Genomic DNA, 21715 nt, shown 5'->3' on the forward strand with positions numbered 1-21715 from the left:
AAAAAATGAGACGACAAGTCGGATTATATGTTAAGACATTGTAAATAATAAGGTGATACAGTAAATGTAATTAAAACCAGAAGAATATTTTGGCTGAGGATGGGGCGTAGAGATTTTTTGCCAATAGGACTTAGCGCGCATTAATTGCTGAAGAGATAGTAGTTAGAGCAGGATATCATACAAGCCCGGCGGAATGGCCAGACTTGTATTATTCAAAAGCAATTTCACAGAATCATAGCGTGCCAAACCTGATGAAGATAAGGTTTGCCGTTCCTGTAAACCCTTTTAGATCTATTTGTTTAATTGCCAGGACTTCCCATGCGGAATTACTGTTCTTTTGTTATAAGCAAATATTAGGGCCTGTTTAAAATTAAGTAAAACTTATTTCGTATGTCAGTCTGAGCGTAGTCGAAGACCATTTCAACGCACTAATAAAGCAATTGACTACGCTATCATAGACGTTATTCGCAAATTACTATTAATCAAAAGCTTAACTCCTTTTGTGTTTCCATCCAGCTAGGCCATATCACGGTATCCCCGTTCTACTTAAATCCGGCCTAACAAATTTTTCGGGCTACACTGTTCTGGCCGAACAACTGGCTTCAAAAGAAAAATTTTCAGCCGGTGTTTTTTGTTTTTTCACTTGCTTTTATTTTTTCAATTGTGTTCAAGCTAGCTGCGCTGGTCTTTTTGACACCAAAAAGAAAGAGCCCTTCGGCGGCGGCGAGCCGAGGCAAGACCGCGCCGTAGGATAAGAGAAGACAATTCTACGTCACTAATTTGATTTTATACCATAAATTATCCCTTAGTGTGACAGCAAAAGGCCCACTTATATTTGTTATAAAAATTTAAACAGGCTTTTATTCAATGGTAATTAAAAACTTAAATGTAGCGGTAACTTTTTTATTGGTTTCATATTCATAAACAAGTGCCTGGCTGATTGTAAATTGATCGCCTTTAGCAACATGCTGTGGAAATTGGCCCAGATCAAAACTTAATTTTGTACCATCCAGTTCTGAAAAAACTTTTGCATCAGCCCCCCAATTAATTACATTTCCACTTGCATTAAACCAATGCCCGTAACCATTCGCCGTTGTTTGGGCATTCAAGCTACCGTTGCTTTCTACACCGTAGAATTTTATTGTTTTATTGGCTAAACCTTCGGTAATTTTAGCAGGTAAAAGCGTAAAAGCCTGAACCAGTTTATCCTGATCAAAGTTTACCGTAGTTCTGGTGTAGTTAGTTAAATCAAGCGGTATTTTAACCGGAATAGAGAAGGTAACATCCTTTGGAGTGGCACCCGGATTCACAGAAAGGTCATTTATAAGTGTCGTATTGGTAAACTTAACCTTGTAAGGCCATTGGTCATCGTTAGCATTATTATCATCCCACCCGTGTTGTGTATATGTTTTCGGGGCGCCAGACACTACAAACCAGAGTTTACTACAATCAGCCGGCATGGTAAAGGTTGCATTCCCGTTTGTACCTTCGAACATGTTGCTGTACACTCTTGTACCGTTGTTAAGCAATGCAACATATCCATATCGCCAGCCCGCTCGGGATGCATCGACCTGGTTATAGCCTGACGCATTTGCTAAACCGGTAAATTGGGCGTTTAAAACAGTACCTGCTGCTGGTATTTTCAAAGGCACCAGATTATATCCGGTAGTGCCTGGGCAGCGCGCATATTTTACCTGAAAACTTCCGTCTGTTAATTTATCAAACTCGTAAGGCTGCTTGCCGATAAAGTCGGCCCCTAAGGTTTTTATACTTGGGATATCCCAGGTTGCAAATTTGGTTGCAGCATCGTAAATTTCGTCATTTAGCTGTTTAACATTAATGCCGGTTAAACGCATATAGGCCTCAATCGGATCTTCTGGTTTTATTGCGCCTCGCCAGATTCTTCCAATGATATCAATACCATGTTTCGAGGCCCAGTAATAGTGGATAAAGTAGCTTGCATACCGTTGCCCTTCGTGATTGATATGGCGATGAGCATTATCCATATAAACCCCGAAATTGTAGGAGGTAAATGCTTCGGAAGGATAACTTTGAAATGATTGCCATTGTGCCGTTTGCTCCCAAAATCCATTATTAGGTTTACCACCAAAGCCATATCTAAATCCGGTTTGGCCGCCTTGATCGCAAAAAACCTGATATTGAAAGCAGTGGCCAATTTCATGTGCAAGTACAGAGCCCACGGGTTGTACAGCTTGCGGATTGATCCATAAAGCACCGATGGTATCATCATAACCAGACCCGGTTGCGCGCCACTCATCCTGATGATATAAAAAGATAAGCATCTTATATTTATCTAGTTTCGACTTCCCAAGTTCTGCAAACTTTAGTGTATTAACGTTGATCTGATAAAAGCTTTCTGCTTTTTTAAGTAAATCAACGATGTCTACCCTATATTTTGCAGGTACATTTTGAGAACCTGGGTTGTCACTGCCATACTTGAGGTCCCAAAAAATAATAAAATGTTCTGATTGACTACTTCTTGCATAACTCCATGCACTATTTTTATTGTTAAAATCCATTTCTTTATATTCATTTGGAATATAAACAGATAGTGTATCTTTCCCCTTCAAAGGGGTAGTGGAAACTTCTTCAAGAGATTTCTCTTTTTTGCAGCCAATAAAGATAAGCATAGGTAAAAGCAGTAATAAAAAGAATGCTAATTTCATAAGCCCAAAAGTCTTGTGTAGGTCTTTTTTTAGTTTCATATAAGTTATAGGTTGTTTACTCAAACATAAGTAATAATACAAGGTTGTATTCTTGTATTTTAGCAATTAATAATCTGATATTGATATTGTTATGTGTATTTTTGATCTGTGGATTATCAAAGTGTGAATGGAATTAATTGTGCTTTTAGAAAGAGAGGCGGTGAATTATTTTCCATCATTGTTCGGCAATCTTAAAATAAAGTTTATGCACTATTTTATCGGTGCGTTGGCGGTTTATTTAGATTTTATGAGCGCATCAACAAAGGGTGGTTTTCTGCGATACTAATGCTATCCATCATACAAATTGCATCAATAGTTTAATGGAGGCCGCATCATAAATATTTTTTCTCAAAGTTTGTAAACGTCGAGTGCAGTCTGTATTAAGGTGTAATTTATTTTATAAAATCAATATGAGTGAAGTTTAATTGATTTCTTTTGCCATACAGCACGGTCTTGCCTCGGCTCTCCGCCGCCGAAGGGCTCTTTCTTTTTGGCATCAAAAAGAAACAAAAAATGCCGGCTGAAAATTTATTCATTTATTGTTTATAACTTTCAACTGCATTCATGAGGGCTTCGCCGTTTTCTTTTGACGCCAGTTGTGCGGCCAGAACAGTACAGCCCGAAAAATTTGTTAGGCCGGATTTAAGTAGAACGGGGATACCGTGCTATGGCCTAGCTGTAAGGAAATGCGAACTTGTTAAAATTCTGATTAATAATGATTTGAGAAATAACGTCGATAGTAGGCTGTTGAGTATCGAAAAACCTCGTATGGTGTTATGGTGAGCCCTTCGACAGGCTCAGAATGACAATTCTCTATTTATGATACAGTTATTATTCTTTTACTGGATTAGGTTGCTCTCCTGAGCTGAAAGCTTAAATCATTAAAGCCCGACTTTTTTTATCGATCAGTAAACCTTCGATAGCGAGAATATCAATTTCTGTATTTAAAAAGCAACATATTGCATCTTCCGGACTGGAGGCCATGGGTTCGTTCATTACATTTAAGGAAGTGTTAATAACTGCAGGGCATCCCGTAAGGTTGTAAAAAGCGGTGATTACCTTATGAAAATCAGGATGATGTACCTGGTTTACGATCTGAACCCGTGCCGTCCCATCAACATGTACTGCTCCCGGAATTAAAACTGCATTGGATGCCTGTTGGCTATTGTTTGAATAATTTTCTGTAAATAACATATAGCGGTTTTTTGAACCTTCACCGAAATATAAATCTGCAAATTCTTCCAAAATAGCCGGGGCAAACGGACGGAAGGACTCCCTAAACTTAATTTTTGCATTAAGTATTGCTTTCATCTCGCTGTTTCTGGGGTCTGCGAGAATGCTGCGGCAACCCAATGCTCTTGGTCCAAACTCTGTTCTTCCTTTAAAATATGCGATTACTTTGCCTTCGGCTAAATATTCCGCTATTTTAAGATAATAAAGTTCATGCTCAACTTCTTCATAATTTAAGCCATAGGCGGAAAGTGCTCTGATCACTTCATGCCGGGTATAGCTGGGGCCGAGTAATGACTGTTTCATTCCATCCGCCTGCGGATCCACATTTCTAACTCCAGATAAATGCTCGTAAAATACACTGTAAGCGGCACCCAATGCGCCGCCAGCATCTCCTGCTGCAGGTTGTACCCAAATCCGTTTGAAACCAGAATGTTGCCTGATGGCTGAATTTATGATACAGTTCAACGCAACGCCTCCTGCAATACAGAGATTATCTATCGCAAATTCCCTGTAAAGACTTTGAGTCAGTTTAATCATGATCTCTTCAGTTACTTTTTGTATGGAGCTTGCAATATCTTTGTGAAAGGTCAAAAGCGCTTCGCCTTTCGCTCGCACTGGATGGCCAAAAAGTTTGTCGAATTTTTTATTGGTCATTTTCAATCCTGTGCAGTAATCAAAATAATCCATGTTCAGGAGAAAAGAACCATCTGTTTTAACATCAATCAAATGATCATAAATCAGCTGTTTATATACCGGTGTGCCGTAAGAAGCTAAACCCATTACTTTATATTCGTCAGAATTGACTTTGAAACCTAAATAATAGGTGAAGGCAGAATATAAAAGTCCGATGGAGTTAGGGAAATTTATCTCCTTTTTTAAAGTCAGTTGTGCCGAATGTCCAACTGAAACAGTTGTTGTGGCCCATTCGCCCACGCCATCTACAGTTAATACCACCGCCTGTTCAAATGGACTGGGGTAAAAAGCGGAGGCTGCATGGGAACGGTGATGATCGGCAAATAGGATGGTGCGCGATTTTTTCCAGTTGGGATCTATGGTATTAAGTGCCCTGGCTATATTTTTTTTTATGAATAGTTTGTCCTTTAACCAAACAGGCATCGACTTAAGGAAAGATCTTAGTCCTCTGGGGGCGAAATTGACATAAGTTTCGAGCAAGCGCTCAAATTTCAAAAATGGCTTTTCGTAAAATACAACATGATCTACCTCTGCCAGGGAGATGCTGGCAAATTTAAGGCAGAACTTTATTGCTTCTGCAGGGAATGACTCATCATTTTTAATCCTGGAGAAACGCTCTTCCTGCGCAGCAGCAATAACTTCTCCATTCTTCAACAAACATGCAGCGCTATCATGATAGTAAGCAGAAATACCTAAAATATAAGCCATGCTGCGTGCCTGATTAGAATAAACTATAAATAAATGGGGCCAATACCGAGCCATGCGCTGCTACCAGTACTAAACCAATGGTAATCAGGATGATAAATAAGGGCCACAACCAGTATTTTTTGCGCTGGGTTAAGAAATGGAAAAATTCGACCAGTGTATTCATGTTTGTATTAATTTAGAACTGTTGATTAAGTGAGCCCATCGCCCGGCCCGATACATCTTCCCAATAAGAAACCAACTGCTTATTTTTTGTTGTTTTTAAACTCTGCTTTTTAAATAGACGTAGTAAAAGGGCAATTGGGGTTAGTATAAAGATATATACCAGGGTTAATAAAATTGTACCATTAACCATTCCCAGAAAATTACCAACTTTTATCCATATCGTCCGCATTGGTTCGAGGTATTGCGGAATAAAGAGGGCCATTATGATTAAGCCCGCTGATAGCAAAAGCATTATCTGCTGCGGGCAGGTTCCCTTCCAAAAAATAAGGCAAAGCAAAATAACTGTGGCGCCTAAAATAAATCCGAATTTCTTGTTTTCTAATTTTTTGTTGCTCATGTTACCTGCTATTTTTATTCCTATATTTTGCTGCTGTTTCATCGGCTCTGAGCTGGTGATAATAGCTGGCAATTAACTCATTGATGTTATTCGATGGAACTTCTTTTTTAAGTTTAATGATATTTTTCAGTATTCCTTCAGTTTGTGCATCCAGGTAGGATTGCTGACCGGAGCGCTTTATTCTATCATCATACTGCAACGCTTGTTCAGGAAGATCTGATTTAAAATAAAACAAAAAAAGATTATTAGCATTCCCGCGTGTTGGTTCAAGGTCATACGCTTTTTTGAAATAAAATTCAGCGGTTTCCAGGTTTGCCAGTTCAAAAGCTAAACGGCCTGCGTATGTGTAATAACTTATTTGATAGGGATTTTCCAGCAGCACAGCTTCGGTAACCTTTAAGGCTTTTTGTTTGTCTGCATTGGCCATAGCGGCTTTATACAGTTCATCCATTGCTGTCCTCCAGGTAATCCTGTCTACAGCTAATGCCCCTGCAAGTTGTTCATCTATCGAATTTCCACGGTTGTAAGCTGTTATGGGCTCATTAAAGGGCCAACCCGAACGGAGCATCATAATCTGATATGCACCATATAACGAATCTACTTTGGTAACAGGCATATTAACCAACAATTGTGCAAAAGACATTTCACTTTGTTTTTTTGCCGGTATTAAATTTCTGTTGTTAATCTGTTGATAAAAAGATTCGCTCATGATTGCATAACCCAATAAATTTGGATGAACATGCTCTAAAATGGTTTCTTTGCCAATTATTCCACTAACCTCGTTTTTCTCAAACCAGGCACGAGTATCCGCCAGGTAAATGCCTGGGTATTGCTTACATAACTTTCTAATGATTTGGTTGAAGGCTTCCGGCGCTCTGAAACGCAGCTGATCGTACTCTTTAGCCAAAACAAAATTTGTTTTTGCGGCTTTAAAATCACCATTTACGTATAATTTTTTGCCATTTCCGTATTGCTTTTCAGCTGAAAATTTGCCTGCGCTTATAAATGGTTTAAGGTCTTTTTCGTTACTTACCAGCGTACTGATTACGGTTGGGATGTGTTTTTTTGATAATAATTGGCACAATTCGTCCATATTGCTGTTAAACTGAGCTATGCCACGGTTAAAATCGGCAGATTGATAAGGTATTTGCTGGTTGGTTACCATACGTTTCATCAGGTTTTCCCGCTTATCAATTCTTTTTCCAAAAAGTTTTGCAGTAGCCTCAATGATGCGGTCTGACAACTGTACCAACTTAAGTTCACGCAGTTTAATCACCAGTTTTATCCAAGTGCTATTGCCCTTAATCCGGCTGGTAGAGCCGATACCCAAAGCGCCGTAATACTCATTATGTCCGGTGTATACCAACACCAGATCTGGTTCATAACTAACAATTTGCTTTGCAAAATCTAATACCGTGTACGAATTTACCGCGGTAAGCGAAACATTAATCACCTCGAAGTTCAGGCTGGGATATTGGTGTATCAGCCGGTATTGTAACCACCTGTGAAACGATCCGTTGTGCATGTATGGGTAGCCTGCAGTAGTCGATTCGCCAATTACAAATATCCTGTAGGTGTTTTTAGATTTTACGATGCCGAATGGTTCCCGGTTACCCTGGGTTGCATTGGCACTGGTAGAAAAAAACTTATAAGAAGCGGTAGGGTTCATCATCATGTAGCCCTGCTGATCGGGATCTTTGATAAATAATGACGGATGAAAACCATAATTGAAAATTCTCAAAAGGATTTCGATGAAGCATAAAAATACCAATGGCAGCGACAATGCCGCTGCCTTAAAGTATATTTCTTTTCCCCTGTTCATGTTTTATTTAGTGGATATTGTTTTACAACATTCATTGCCTCATTTTTTGGCTTAGAGTTTAACGGAAAGTTTACGGCCATTATAATTAACTGATTTATTAATGGTTTGATTATCAATGCTTGTTCCGTTCTTTTGACTTACCATCACAATATTAAATTTGCGTTTGCCTAACATGCCTTTAAACTGTCCTTTTCTATCTTCAACGGTAAGTGTTTTTGATGCATCGTTCCATTTGAAGTGGATTTCTGAAAATTCTCCCTTCTCGTAGTTATAACTGTCATTTTCATCCTCATATAAAACGAAATCACCGTTATCGCCAGGATATATGCGGATATCCAGATCATTCCATCTCTTTTCTGTTGCATATTGCACTTTTGGCCCCCAAGGCACAATTGAGCCTGCTTTTATGTAAAGTGGTATAATCTCCACCGGCGTTTCACGTTTAACCGTTTGGCCGCCTTTAAATACTTCACCTGTCCAGAAATCGAACCATTTGCTGGCTGCCGGGAGGTATATTTCCTGATTGGTAACGCCTTTATCGGTAACTGGTGCTACGAGAAACGAGCTTCCGAACATATACTCCGAGTTGTTTTCGAAACCTGCAGGATCGTTAGGAAATTGTGAGTATAACGGCCGCATAATGGATCCTGCATGATGAGTTACCGCCCAGGCAGTTGCATAAGTGTATGGCAGTAAGCGGTAGCGCAGGTTGATAAACTTCTCCTGGATATCAAATGCCTGATCTCCTTTTTTGCCGAACTGGTATATTTCTCTTGGTATATCGGTGCCGTGCGAACGCATCATTGGTGTAAAGGTTGCAAACTGCATCCAGCGATTATATAATTCCTGAAAATCGGGATTTTTTGCGCCACCACCTTTCACAAAGTCACCTGCGAAAAAACCACCAATATCTCCATTCCAGTAAGGTAAACCGGTTAATGAGAAATTTAGTGCTGCCGGGATCTGTTTTTTTAGTGTAGGCCAGTTAGAACCAACATCTCCGCTCCAGGTGTTTGTTCCATATCGTTGCTGACCTGCAAATGCTGAACGGGTTAACAGCAGTACGCGTTTAGTGTTACTTACTGCTCTCTGGTGATCATAAACACCACCGGTGTGTTGAAGTGGAAAAGCATTCTCTACGCTTCGGTAACTCCCCAAAAAAGTAGGCTGATCGAAATCTTTTTCCTTAATGTTAATGTGGTCTGGTTCTGTCGAATCGAGCCACCAGGCATCTATACCCAATGAGAATATGCCTTTGTTTAGGTAGTCCCAGTAAATGTTGCGGGCAGTAGGGTTACAAACATCATAAGGTTTGGTATTTGCACCCGGCGGCCATGTATCAAAGTTAATGAGCATATTCTTTGATTTAAACTCCTGGTATTGTGGGGTTTTTGGTGCAAAACCTGGCCATGAAACAATAAAAAGATGGGCGTTAAGCTGGTGTACACTATCTACCATGGCCTGCGGTTTTGGGAAAGTGCTATGCTCAAAACTCATGGCATTCCAGTTATCATCTTTTCCCCAATATTGCCAGTCCTGTACAATACCATCAAGTGGTATTTTTAAAGCTCTGTATTTTTTCACTACATCAACAAGCTCAAACTGGGTTTTGTAGCGCTCGCGCGATTGGCTGAAACCAAATGACCATAAAGGCATCATAGGAGATTGCCCGGTAAGCTCACGCATTTGGGCAACTACTCCGTCGCCACCTCCGCCAAACATAAAATAATAATCAGCGCAGTTTCCAACTTCCGAATCAAATGAAGTTTCCTGAACATTATCTGTAAAAGTAGTTGGTGAATAGTTGTCCCAGAAAATTCCATAACCTTTTACCGATTGGAAGAAAGGAATACACACCCTTGTGTTCTCTTGTTTAAGGAGTAATTTTTGCCCCCTTTGGTTCAATTTTCCATTCTGCTGCTGTCCAAGCCCATAGATAATTTCGTCCTTCTCTAATAAATAGGCCTGTCTAACCGTGTAAGTTGGATTTCCGGCATCGTTTATCGCGGTAAACTGGGTGCCATAATCTTTTTCTGTAAATAACTTCCTGCCATTCAGATCCTCAAATAAAACTTTTCCGGTTTCCAGGTTAACCGTTGCAGATATTAGTTTACTGCTGATGGTTACACTTTGTCCGTTGGTTTTAATATCAGGTGTTAACTCTTCAGGAAGTTTTATAACAGAGAGGCTTTCTTTTTTTGGCTGGCTCCCTTCTGGCTTTTTAAAAACCCGAACAATAGATGGTGAATAAAAACTTACCTCTACATCCATGGATTGAATAATGGCATGGATACCCTGCGGTGTTTTTTGAAAAGACTGGGCATGTACGGAAATGTGGTAGCTTAAAAATAATGTAATTACGGCAATAAATTTTCTTTTCATATTTAATTCAAATTTGAGGCTGGATCATAAGTGTAAATTTGTCATCCTGAGCTTGTCGAAGGACCTCTTTTAAATGTCTTAAAAGCGTTTCGACAGGCTCAGCGTGACAAATTCGACGTCAAAGACAATATGATACTACCTCTCTAATCAGGATTAGTATCCCTGGTTTTGTTTTATATTCGGGTTTTTAGCAAGTTCGGCACGTGGAATGGGTAATAATGTACGGTAATCTCCATTTGGCGAATGTGATAACCACGATTTTTTGGTGAAAACACCAAATCTGATCATATCTTGTCTACGTCGTCCCTCTGTATTGAATTCCCAGCCCAGTTCATCCAGAAACCTTCCGTACTGAATGTCGCTTCCGCCTTCTACAGTAGAAGTTAAGTGATTGCGGAGGCCATAGTCATATACGCTTCCTGACAAAAGCTGGCTACCAGTTACGGTTGCTTTTGAAGGATTGCTTAAGAAAGACCTTTGACGAACCTGTGTTACCAGTGCTGCAGCACCAGCAGCATCTCCTGTTCTTAACAGGCATTCGGCCTTCATCATTAAAACATCGGCATACCTAAGCAAAGGGAAATCGTTGTTCATCCCTACCAGGGCACCTGGTTTGAATTCAAATTTTCCTAACCTGAAACCATGTACTTCATCTGATTGATCAACACCAGGAAGCTCATTGATATAAATCAGCGGTTTCCCATTACTTGCACCAATGGTTCCCAATAAAACAGCACCTGCAGCAGTATATTGCTGCCCCTGCACATAATTGTCTTTTAGCCGGTTATCTTCCGGATCGAATGTGCTTACAAACTGTGGTGTGGCACAGATTCCGCCCCATGGCGAGTTCTTGAAGTTATACGTAGACTGGTTTTCTGGCTGAAGTGTTTCCATGTGAAGCGTAAAGGCATCGGCGTCATTAGCTGTGAATTTCTCGTCAAAAGGAATGGCAAAAATGGTTTCTCTGCTGCCTTCATTTGCATCAAGAAAAATGTTTTTCTGATTGGCTTCCAGCATATATACATTCGATGCTATGATCTCATTACAGGCTGCAATGCATTGAGCATAAGCAGGAGTGCCGATATATACATTAGCATTCAGGTAAACTTTAGCCAGCAGGGCAGTGGCAGCCCAGTAATTAAACTTACCATAAGTAGCTTGGGTGTTTTCCTTGCTCAGGTTTGGAAGGCTTTCAGTAAGTTCTTTAACAATAAAAGCATAAACCTGTGCACGTGTGCTCTGCTGTGGAAGAAATCCGGATGGGACATCAAATTTATCTACTATAGGTACCCCGCCAAAGAAATCGCAGAGTGCATAATAGTAAGATGCCCTTAAGGCACGCAACTCGGCTATGGTAGCATCTTTACCCGTAGGAATTGGAATCAGGTTTGATTGAATCTGATAAAGTACACGGTTGCATGAAGTAATGCCTCCATAAGCATTGTTCCAGATCTGGTAGCTGTTGTCCTCATCGGATGTCCATCTATGTTCATGCATCCGGCGATAGATCCCATTGTCAACCCAGCCGTTCGGGCGGGCGGGTATTACGGCTTCATCGCTTGAAATCTCGTTGGTACGAAAGATAGAGTTATTGCTTCGCCCGAGCATTAAGGGCCTCCAATAGGTGTAACCTGCGCCAACCAGGGCCGCCACATCAGAGGTATTAGGGGTAAACTTATTCTGAATAAATGCGGAGTAATTTTCATCCTTTAACTTCGTGCAGGATGCTAAACTAATAACCAGGACCACAAGTGCCATGATGCCGGTGCTCAATATAAATCTTGTTTTCATGATGTAAAGGATTAAAGATTAAGAGAAAAACCTAGTGTAAAAGTACGGGCGGTAGGATACTTATCCCTGTTATCATTACCCGGTGCCAAACCGCTCCAGTCTACTTCCGGGTCTAATCCCTTATAGCCAGTAATGGTAAAAGTGTTTAATGAAGAAACATAAACCCTTGCGCCTTTAAGATATTTGGTTTTTAGCTTGTTAAAGGTATAACCCAATACAATGTTGTCAATTTTCCAGAAATCGCCGTTTTCTACATAATAGCTGTTAAATTCTACAGGCATGTTTTTATTGAGAACAGCTGTACCAAAAACAGGATCATAAGCTGATGTCAGGCGGTTATAGTTCTGAATACCGGTGTTTTCATAATACATTCTTTGGAAATTGAGAATCTGAAAACCAAATGCACCACGCATGGTAATGCTTAAATCGAGGTCTTTATACCTGAAGTTATTGTTCCATCCACCGGTAAATTTAGGAATACCGTTTCCAAGTACTTTTTTATCTTCAAAAGCATGATTAAACTGGCTGTAAGAAACATCTTCGCCATTTTTACCTTCATAAATCCACTGACCATCAGCAGTTACGCCTTTCACTTTAAATCCGTAAAAATCTCCGATGTTATCACCAACACGCACAATATTGGTAAAAGTGGTTGCTGGCGGGCCTGTTCCCCCCGTAGTGAAAAAGTCGTTTGTGGCCTGGTATAAATCGTTAGATAAACTAACCAGTTTATTTCTGTTGGTTGAAAAGTTGAAACTTGTTGTCCATTCAAAATCTTTAGTCTGGATCGGTACAATGTTTAATAAAACCTCAATACCTTTATTTTGCATGGTACCAACATTTGCCCTTGTACTCGGGAAAAGGTTTGGTGGGCTAGGTACTTGATAATCAAATAATAATCCATTATAATTTCTGTTGTAAACATCAACAGTACCCGTAACTCTTCCTTTATACATGCTGAAATCAAGACCAATATTAGTCTCTCTTTTTTCTTCCCAGCGTAAAGCCGGATTAGGGTTCTGTGTAGGAACGAGTGTCTGGATCCAGTTGCCGTTAGATAACACGTTAGCGCCATAGCCCAATAAGGCAACAGCGCGGAAACCATCGTTCGGCTGGTTACCGGTTACACCATATCCTGCACGAAGCTTTAAGTCATCAAAAATCGTTTGATCTTTCATAAATGCTTCGTTGGTGATTTTCCATCCAACAGATACGGATGGAAAATTACCATAAGGTTTTTCAGCACCATAAAGCTGGCTGGCACCTTCTCTTCTTAAAGAGGCCATTAACAGGTATCTGTCTTTGTAGCTATAGGTTAACCTGCTAAAAAATCCAATCAGGTTGGTTTCTGAATAGTTACTTCCCAATAGTGCATCTAAAGCGCGGTTTGCACCACGACCCTGCTGAATATTATAATAACCAAAAGCATCTGTAGGGAAATCATAATTCCGCTCATAGAAATTGAGGGACGAATTATCCTGATAACTGTATCCGCCCAATAGCGTGAAACTATGGTCGCCCAGTTTTTTTGAGTATTGAGCTGTAAGCTCAAGCAATCTGTCTATACTTTGGGTAGAACCCAGGGCGGCATAGCCATTAAGTTTATCTCTGATGTTAGAAATGTGGAATTTCGATTCTGAATAACCACCATTTGAAACATATTTGGTGTATGAACCTAAGGCACTTAATTTAAGATCCGCAATCGGGTTATAAGTAATCTGCGAATTTAAACGCTGAGTGGTGTTTTGGTTAAGCCCCGTGCTTTCGAAAAGGCGTGCAACTGGGTTGTCATATTCAAAATTGTTCGGTTCTTCAAAGTAATGTCCATCACTACCAAAAAGGGGAGAGGTTGGGTTACGGATCAGGGCCTGACGGTAAACAACACCATTGAAACTTTCACCATCCTGGGTTTGGGTATATTTATTGTTCTGTACCAAAACGCCCATGTTAATTTTTACCTTATTATCAAACATGGAGTGATTAATATCTGCCCTTGCAGTAAGCGTAGAGTTGTCAGATTTTTTAAATATCCCGTTAAAATAGCGGTAGTTTACGGTAGCCAGGTAATTGGTTTGTCCGTTACCCCCGCGGAAAGTAATATTGTGGATGTTGGTAATAGGTGTTTTATTAGAAATCTCTTTTAACCAATCCGTGCTCGTGCCAAGATCGTATGATGCAAGACGCGTTCCTTCGGCAATCTGCCTGCGGTAATCATCGGCAGTAAGCATGTTGAGTTTTCTGGCAATAGTTTGTGTACTTACAGAGCCACTATATTCTACCACATTGCTATTCTTTCCTGAAGATCTTTTAGTGGTAACGATAATTACACCATTGGTACCGCGTACACCATAAATGGCTGCTGCTGAACCATCTTTTAATACATCTATTGATTCAATATCCTCCGGTGCAACCAGCTTAAGGCTACTTGGCACACCATCTACAATAACAAGCGGATCGGCATTGGCGCCAAAAAGCGTATTGTTTCCGCGAAGCCTGATTTTGCTGCCTGAGGTAGGATCGCCACTTGGCGTATTAACGGTTAGTCCGGCTACTTTACCCTGAATTAACTGGCCAGCATCTAATACCGGCGATTTTACAAAATTCTCGGCTTTAACACTCGCTACAGAACTTGTTACATCACCTTTGCGTTGCAATCCATATCCGATTACAACTACATCGGTTAAATTATTAAGTTCGGCCTTTAGCTGAACATTGATTTCAGTTCTGTTGTTGACTGCGATTTCCTGAGAAGCGAAGCCTACGGAGCTAAAAATCAATGTTTCGCTCCCAATAGGAACCTTAAGGCTATAGGTTCCATTCGGTGCGGTTTGAACACCTGTATTGGTACCTTTAATTTTAATGCTAACAGAAGGAATTGGAAGACCAGCCTCATCAGTAACTTTACCTGTTACGGAGATTTCAGCTATTTTATTTATTGTGGGTTCAACTATCGCTCTTCGCTGGATGATGATAATATTATCTTCAAGTTTATAGCTGATGGGTTGTGACCTCAGCGAGAGATCCAGGGCCTCTGCCAAACTCATTTTGTTAATTTCGATACTCACCGGATGAGTTCCGCTAAGCATTTGCCTGGTGTACAAAAACTGGTAACCGGTTTGGCGCTCAATTTCCTTGAAAATTTTTTCGACAGCCGCATTCTTTTTTGAAAGTGTTACCGTTTGTCCGCTGCTGGCTAACGAGAGCTGTAACATTAAGGAAACTAAAAGTAAGCATGTTAATTTCATAACCAGTAGCGGTTTACGCAGATAGGCCAGAAGCCTATTTACGCGTGATGCATAATAATTCATATATTTGAATGTTTGGGTTTATACTTGGTTGTACTATTGTCTGGAATACTTGGTGGCGATCCAAACGTCAGGTCAGAGTGTTACAGCACTCTGGCTTTTGTTTCATGGATGGGCCAGCCTATTTTTGTAAGGTTATGGCATAATGGTCACGCTCCTTCCCTTGATTTTAAAGTGTAACAATCCGGTCAGCTCCAGCCTGTGGAGCACTTCTTCCAAATTCTTGGATTTTGGAATCGAACCGACAAATTCTTCCTGTGTTACTTCACCCTGATATTTGACATCAACATCATACCATCTCGATATTTTTCCCATCACCGTGCCGATGCGTTCATGTTCAAATGAAAAATTTCCGTTTTTCCATCCCATCACGTGGTTCGTATCAACATTAACAATACCGATGTTATGACTTAAAATGGCCTGCTGACCAGGTAAAATTATTTTTTTTCTATCACCTTTATTTACCTCTACCGAACCCTGAAGCAAGGTTGTTTTAGGCATTTCGCCATCCCCGTATGCGCAGATATTAAAATGCGTGCCCAGTACTTTTACATTTGAGCCCTCAAAATCGACGATGAAAGGTTTGTTAGGATTATGGGCTACCTCAAAATAAGCTTCGCCTTGAAGGGCAATTTTTCTGGTATTGCCCGAAAAAACTACCGGATAAGTTATTTTACTTTCTGCATTTAACCAAACTTTACTCCCATCAGGGAGATTAACGCAATACTGTCCGCCACGGGGTGTTTCGATGGTGTTTGAATTACCCGATGCTAAAGCGGCAGCTGTATTGATTTTTGTGTATTTTAAAAGGCCGTTGCTTTGTTTTTCGATAGAATAGCCATTTTCTACAGCGAGTTGTCCATTTGTAAAATTATTTACTTCAATGCGCTTACCGTTCGAGAGAATCAGCAATACTTTGTCACTTCCTCCATAGATTGCTTTTGCATGCGGGGTGTTTGTGTTTTTTGACAATGCAATACGTTTGTTCCCATCTGCATTAGCATAGTACAAAAATATAGATGAGCAGGCTAGAACCAATACTGCAGCGGTAGCCATGAGTTTAAAGGCTGAGCGTTTCCAGAATGGTATGCTCATATCCTCTAAAGCATCTAAGCGCATTTCGATCTTTTTCGCTAAATCTTCGTTCTGTTCTACCGCTACGCTGTCTGTTTTTTTTTCGAATGATGCGCTGTACTCTTGCATGAATGCGTTTAGCTCAGGCTGATCTAATTGCTTTAACCAATTAAAAAAGTCCTGCTGTTCAGTCGCAGTCAATTCACCCTGAATCAATTTTTGCCTGAGTTGCTCAACATCCTTTTGTTCCATATCTGCTTAAGACGGATGTGGAACAAAAAAGGCCCCCTCGTTAAAGAAAAAAATATAGAAAAGAAATAAAAGGTGCAATCCTGTATAAATGTTTCAGGTGATTTCTTAGAAAAGCTATTCCGGTATAGAGTTGTTTTTTGACTACCGATTTTGATATTTTTAACTGTAGTGCAATTTCATCAAGAGAAAGGTCATCGTTTATTTTGAGCTCAACAATTCTTTTTCTTTTTTCAGGAAGCAGGTTAATGCCACTGTATAGCTGGCTTAAGGTCTGTGAATAAATTAAATTATCGTCTGTGCTAACAGAACAGTTCTCTTCAAGGTTTTTTGAAACCTCTTTTATCCTGATCTGTGTCCTGGATTTTCGGATATGATCGATTAAAAGGTTGCGCGCACAACGGTAAAGGTAAGGTTTGAAGGATCCGATAAGGGGCAGGTTTTTTCTATTAAGCCATATTTTAACAAAGATGTCCTGCACAAGTTCATCTGCCAGATCGGTATTGCCAGAAATCGAAGCGACAAATTTTCGTAAATTTTGGAGGTATTTTTTATACAACAAATTAAACGCGAGACGATCACCATCAGTTACGCGCAACAAAAGTTCTATTTCCTCTGAAACATCTTTCATCTGTTTGATAAATTTGGTTAGCATAAAAACCCCTTAATTACTAAATTGAGGCCATTAGCGCTCAAAGAAGTTACGCTATAAAGTTACGTTTGATTAACTTACCAGCGTCTAGTTTCATAAGACGTCTGCACGAATGTAGTAACACTTATTAAATAAAAAAATAAAGTAGCAGTATTTTTAACGTATTTATAACGTTTATTTTTTTTGCTTTTCAAATGTGAATAAAATAGCTCTCCTGGTTGAATTTCTTTGGGTGGTCTGAACCGGACGAGACATTTTTAAGTTAAATAAGTATTTAATATATCAATAAACAAATCAAACAACAATGAAAAAAAGATTTACACACTTATTCGGCTGTATCTGTCTGTCGTTTATTTCTCTGTTTTTTCTTGCCCCGTAATGGCGGAATCGGAAAGAACAGTTTCAGTGGAATCAGCGCTAACTTCATCTCCAAAAAATATATACCAGGTTCGCCTACTAGCACGCAATTGTTAAGTGCAAAATAACTGATGCAAGGAAGTTTAAAGGCGAAAAACCTTAATGGGGCTTTAAATCCCGTATTGTATCCAAACAATCTATTTTGTATGAGCGAAGGCAACTACACAATCGTTACGATGCTAGTGGGAGCCATACTGATCGCCTTGTCCGAACAAGGGTGAATAACCTTTTGCTTCCAGCTTCTCGCTTCTAACACGTGTACGATGAAAACCTGAGGTCAAAAATGTTGCAATTGAGAAAATATCTACTCTGATATTCTCCACAGGTAAATTTAACTGCTTTTCGGTTTGGTAATTTGACATAAGTCTACCCGAAAACGCCTCTGGATCCCAAAATATACCCTCCAGCTCGGCGAAAAAATCAAAATTCTTCTAAAAGAGTTAATTTCTATTAAAACCTTGATAACGATCGTTGTAAGGTAGATTTTCAATCATATTTCAAATCCTGGCCGTTTAGTTTTCTTATTGATAATTACATATTTTGATTTTTTAATGAAGATACTGGTTTTTAGCATTTCCCCTTCTTTATTAAAAGATGATGGGTTAAGATTGGGTTATCATTTGGTAAAATATTCATTAATAAACATAATTCATTCAGTTAAATTTATAAACGTTAATCCAACGATTATTTTTAACCTAAATAAACCTTAAAACCATTATGAAATTAACAGCTTCCGGCATCAATCTAAAATTACAATACGAGTTTCTCGGTTGTAATAATTTAACCTTACGATCCTGATTTTTCATTCTATTAGATCAGATCAATAACGGCATTAACATGTCATCAGCTATTGAATAATTTTTCACTTTATAATCCTGATTTAATTAACATTGAAAGTATCCTAAAAATGAAAAGAACGTTGCTTAGGCTTAACCAAGCCTCTAATGTTTAGTCAGAAAACCAAATGCTGGACTGAGAAACGTCTCGCAGGATTTATGCCCAAAACCACCTTAATTTAAATTAACAATTAACCTTAAACCATGTTATGAAAAAACGATTACTATTTCTATCGATTAGTTTGATCTTCTGCTTGAAGATCTTTGCACAAACAGGCACCATCAAGGGTAAGGTGCTTGGTACAGATAGTTTGCCTATTCCGGGCGCATCTGTAAGAATAAAAAATACAAATATTGGTACTTCTACTGCCGATGATGGTTCTTTCTCTATTAGTGCCAAGGGAAAAGTGACCCTTTCGGTAAGCGCTGTTGGCTTTCCGACCAAAGAATTAATCGCTTCTGATCAGCTCCCAGTTACCATTATCCTGCAAGAGGATAACAAGGCTTTGGGGGACGTTGTCGTTGTAGGTTACGGAACGCAAAAGAAAATTACTGTTACTGGCTCGATTGCCACCATTGGCACAAAAGAACTTCAACAAAGTCCGGTGGCCAATCTTAGTAATGCACTGGCTGGTAGGTTGCCAGGCTTAATTACCGTACAGAACAGTGGTGAGCCAGGATTTGACGGCTCACAATTATGGATTAGGGGTATGGCGACCTTTTCGGGAAGTCAGGCTCCACTGATACTGGTAGACGGGGTTGAGCGATCATTCTCTAGCATAGATGCAAATGAAGTTGAAAGCATTTCCATTTTAAAGGATGCATCATCTACTGCAATTTACGGGGTGCGTGGTGCAAATGGTGTGGTATTGGTAACTACCCGTCGCGGTGTTGAGGGAAAGCCACAAATTACCTTTACGGCACAAACAGGCCTTCAAGAACCAACCCGTTTACCTTCTTATCTTGACTCCTATGATGCTTTAAGTCTTTATCGTGTAGGATTGCAAAACGATAAACAGAATTTCTCGCAGTATACCGATGAATATTTGAATAAGTTTCGTGACCGTAGCCATCCAGCTTACGAATATCTATACCCGAACGTAAATTGGCTGAAAGAGTTATTAAAGCCAAATTCAAGGATGAATCAAGGGAACCTGAACGTTAGCGGAGGTACAAAGGGCGTGCGTTATTTTACGTCTATTTCTTACCTCCAACAAAACGGACAGTATAATTTTGAGGACCGGATACAGGATTATAATATCCAGGCGGTAAGTAATAAATACAACTTTAGGTCCAACATCGATCTTGACGTTACCAAAGACCTTAGCATGGAGCTGAATTTGGGAGCTATCGTATTTGATAATAATTATCCCCCAAATAGTGCGGCAACTTTATTCAACGCTCTACAATCTACACCGCCGTGGTTATACCCGATGACAAATCCGAATGGAACAATAGCTATGCTACCTGCGAAACCCTATAATCCTTATGGTTTATTAACCGCTGGTGGCTATCAGAGAAACTTCCAAAATACTTTGCAGGCTACTGCGGGCTTCAACTTGAATATGCCATGGATAACCAAAGGGCTAAGCGTTAAAGCCAGGCTTTCTTTTGATTCTTACAACTTCAGAAATATACTGAGGAGACAGGCATATTTTACCTACCAGTATTCCTTGGGCAATGATCAGGAAACCGATTTAAACAAGGGTAGCTATACCAAAGTTGGTGATGGTAATAACGTACTAAGTTATGAGGTAAATGCAAATAGTAACCGTAGGACCAATTTAGAAGCCTATATCAATTACAACCGCATCTTTGGTCAAGACCATGCAGTTACCGGGATGTTCTTATACACCCAGCAGAGCTTTTTTGCCGCTGTTGGCAGTGGTGCAGCGATCGAGGGATTGCCGTTTAAATACAACGGATTTGTTGGGCGTGCTACCTATGCCTATAAAAACAAATATTTGGGCGAGGTGAACTTTGGTTATAATGGTTCTGAGAACTTTCCAAAGGGTCAACGTTATGATTTCTTTCCGTCAGTTTCAGTGGGTTATGTAATATCCAACGAAGATTTTTTTGCGGATAATGTTCAATTCATCAATTTACTTAAGCTTAGGGCTTCTGCCGGAATTGTGGGCAACGATAAGATCGGAGGAAGAAGATTTCTTTATCAAAGTACATGGAGCCTAGGGGGAACAGGTTATCAGTTCGGCAGAAATTATGATGGAAATTCCTTTGGTGGGTCGATCGAAGACTACACCGGAAACGAGACCGTAACATGGGAACAGGCAAACAAGTATAACATAGGGCTGGACTTAGGTTTATGGAAAGATGCGCTGACATTCACCGGTGATGTGTTTTACGAACGCAGGAATAATATTTTAGCACAACCAGGTACTTTGCCCTCGCTTTTGGGTATTACAAATTTGCCGTTGGTCAATCTGGGATCGGTGGAGAATAAAGGTTTTGAAGTCGCTGTGGAATACCGTAAAAGAAGTATGAAACTAGGGTATTTTGTTAAGGCAAACTTCTCTTTTGCCCGTAACAAAATATTGGAGATGGATGAGCCTACCTTGGCAGGAAGAAGTTATATCCAAAGAACTGGTAGAAGTATCAATGATCAGTATTCGTTAATCGCTTTAGGCCTTTTCCAATCACAGGCAGAGATCAACAGCAGTCCGGACCAATCGGGCTATGGCGTTGTACAGCCTGGCGACATCAAGTACAGAGATATGAATGGCGATAATAAGATCGATGAGTTGGATGTTGCCTTTTTAGGAAAGAACTCTGTTCCGGAAAAAATGGCGGGTTTTGCCTTTGGTTTTAATGCCCTGGGTTTCGATTTGAGTGTTTTGTTTCAAGGTGCATTTGGCGGCAATGTGTGGCTAACCGGACCAGCAATGTGGCCATTCTCAGGAGATTCGGGTATATTGAGCGATATTAAGGATAATCACTGGACACCAGCAAATCCAGAAGCCAAATACCCACGTTTATCCTATGCTTCAAATAGCAATAACCATAGGGTTTCATCTTTCTGGCTAATGTCTTCGGATTATCTGCGCCTAAAGAATGTGGAATTGGGCTATACCATTCCGACAAAACTTGTAAACAAGATTGGGCTTAGAACTGCCAGGATATTCATGAACGGGATCAATTTATATACCTGGGATAAAATGAAAATTGTAGATCCAGAAACACCAAATGATTCTAGAAACTATCCTCAGCAACGTGTATTTAACGGTGGTATAACCTTTGGATTATAGTCGTC

11 protein-coding genes are annotated in these 21715 nt (G+C 39.9%); 1 reads left to right on the forward strand and 10 read right to left on the reverse strand.

The window, feature by feature from the left end; genetic code table 11:
• Positions 1-860 precede the first annotated feature (860 nt).
• The 10 genes from BCL90_RS01120 to BCL90_RS01165 all read right to left on the reverse strand — a co-directional run bounded on the left by BCL90_RS01120 (position 861) and on the right by BCL90_RS01165 (position 17173).
• On the reverse strand, positions 861-2687 hold the full coding sequence (locus BCL90_RS01120; RefSeq protein ID WP_121282127.1) for a DUF4859 domain-containing protein: 1827 nt from the start codon (positions 2685-2687) through the stop codon (positions 861-863).
• A 912-nt stretch (positions 2688-3599) separates the two neighbouring features.
• Positions 3600-5360: a carbamoyltransferase family protein gene (locus BCL90_RS01130; RefSeq protein ID WP_121282129.1), complete on the reverse strand. Its 1761-nt coding sequence runs from the start codon at positions 5358-5360 to the stop codon at positions 3600-3602.
• 13 nt (positions 5361-5373) lie between these two features.
• Positions 5374-5523: a DUF5989 family protein gene (locus tag BCL90_RS25520; RefSeq protein ID WP_166792145.1), complete on the reverse strand. Its 150-nt coding sequence runs from the start codon at positions 5521-5523 to the stop codon at positions 5374-5376.
• Between the two features lie 12 nt (positions 5524-5535).
• On the reverse strand, positions 5536-5919 hold the full coding sequence (locus BCL90_RS01135) for an SxtJ family membrane protein (protein WP_134380517.1): 384 nt from the start codon (positions 5917-5919) through the stop codon (positions 5536-5538).
• A 1-nt stretch (position 5920) separates the two neighbouring features.
• Positions 5921-7741 (reverse strand): GDSL-type esterase/lipase family protein, encoded by a 1821-nt coding sequence (locus BCL90_RS01140; RefSeq protein WP_121282131.1) that lies wholly within the window; start codon positions 7739-7741, stop codon positions 5921-5923.
• 51 nt (positions 7742-7792) lie between these two features.
• Entirely contained in the window at positions 7793-10123 is a 2331-nt protein-coding gene (locus BCL90_RS01145; RefSeq protein ID WP_121282132.1) for a glycoside hydrolase family 31 protein, read from the reverse strand.
• A gap of 153 nt (positions 10124-10276) precedes the next feature.
• Positions 10277-11914, reverse strand: coding sequence for a RagB/SusD family nutrient uptake outer membrane protein (locus BCL90_RS01150; protein ID WP_121282133.1), 1638 nt, complete (start codon positions 11912-11914; stop codon positions 10277-10279).
• Between the two features lie 11 nt (positions 11915-11925).
• Positions 11926-15159, reverse strand: a complete 3234-nt coding sequence (locus BCL90_RS01155; RefSeq protein WP_208529823.1) for a SusC/RagA family TonB-linked outer membrane protein — start codon at positions 15157-15159, stop codon at positions 11926-11928.
• A 195-nt stretch (positions 15160-15354) separates the two neighbouring features.
• Positions 15355-16545 carry a FecR family protein gene (locus BCL90_RS01160; RefSeq protein WP_121282135.1) on the reverse strand — a complete coding sequence of 397 codons (1191 nt, stop codon included), beginning with the start codon at positions 16543-16545 and terminating at the stop codon, positions 15355-15357.
• 40 nt (positions 16546-16585) lie between these two features.
• Entirely contained in the window at positions 16586-17173 is a 588-nt protein-coding gene (locus tag BCL90_RS01165; protein WP_166792146.1) for an RNA polymerase sigma factor, read from the reverse strand.
• Positions 17174-18656: 1483 nt separating this feature from the next.
• Here BCL90_RS01165 and BCL90_RS01180 point away from each other — a divergent pair.
• Entirely contained in the window at positions 18657-21710 is a 3054-nt protein-coding gene (locus BCL90_RS01180) for a SusC/RagA family TonB-linked outer membrane protein (RefSeq protein WP_121282139.1), read from the forward strand.
• Positions 21711-21715 lie beyond the last annotated feature (5 nt).

Source organism: Pedobacter alluvionis, assembly GCF_003664035.1.
Taxonomy (GTDB): domain Bacteria; phylum Bacteroidota; class Bacteroidia; order Sphingobacteriales; family Sphingobacteriaceae; genus Pedobacter; species Pedobacter alluvionis.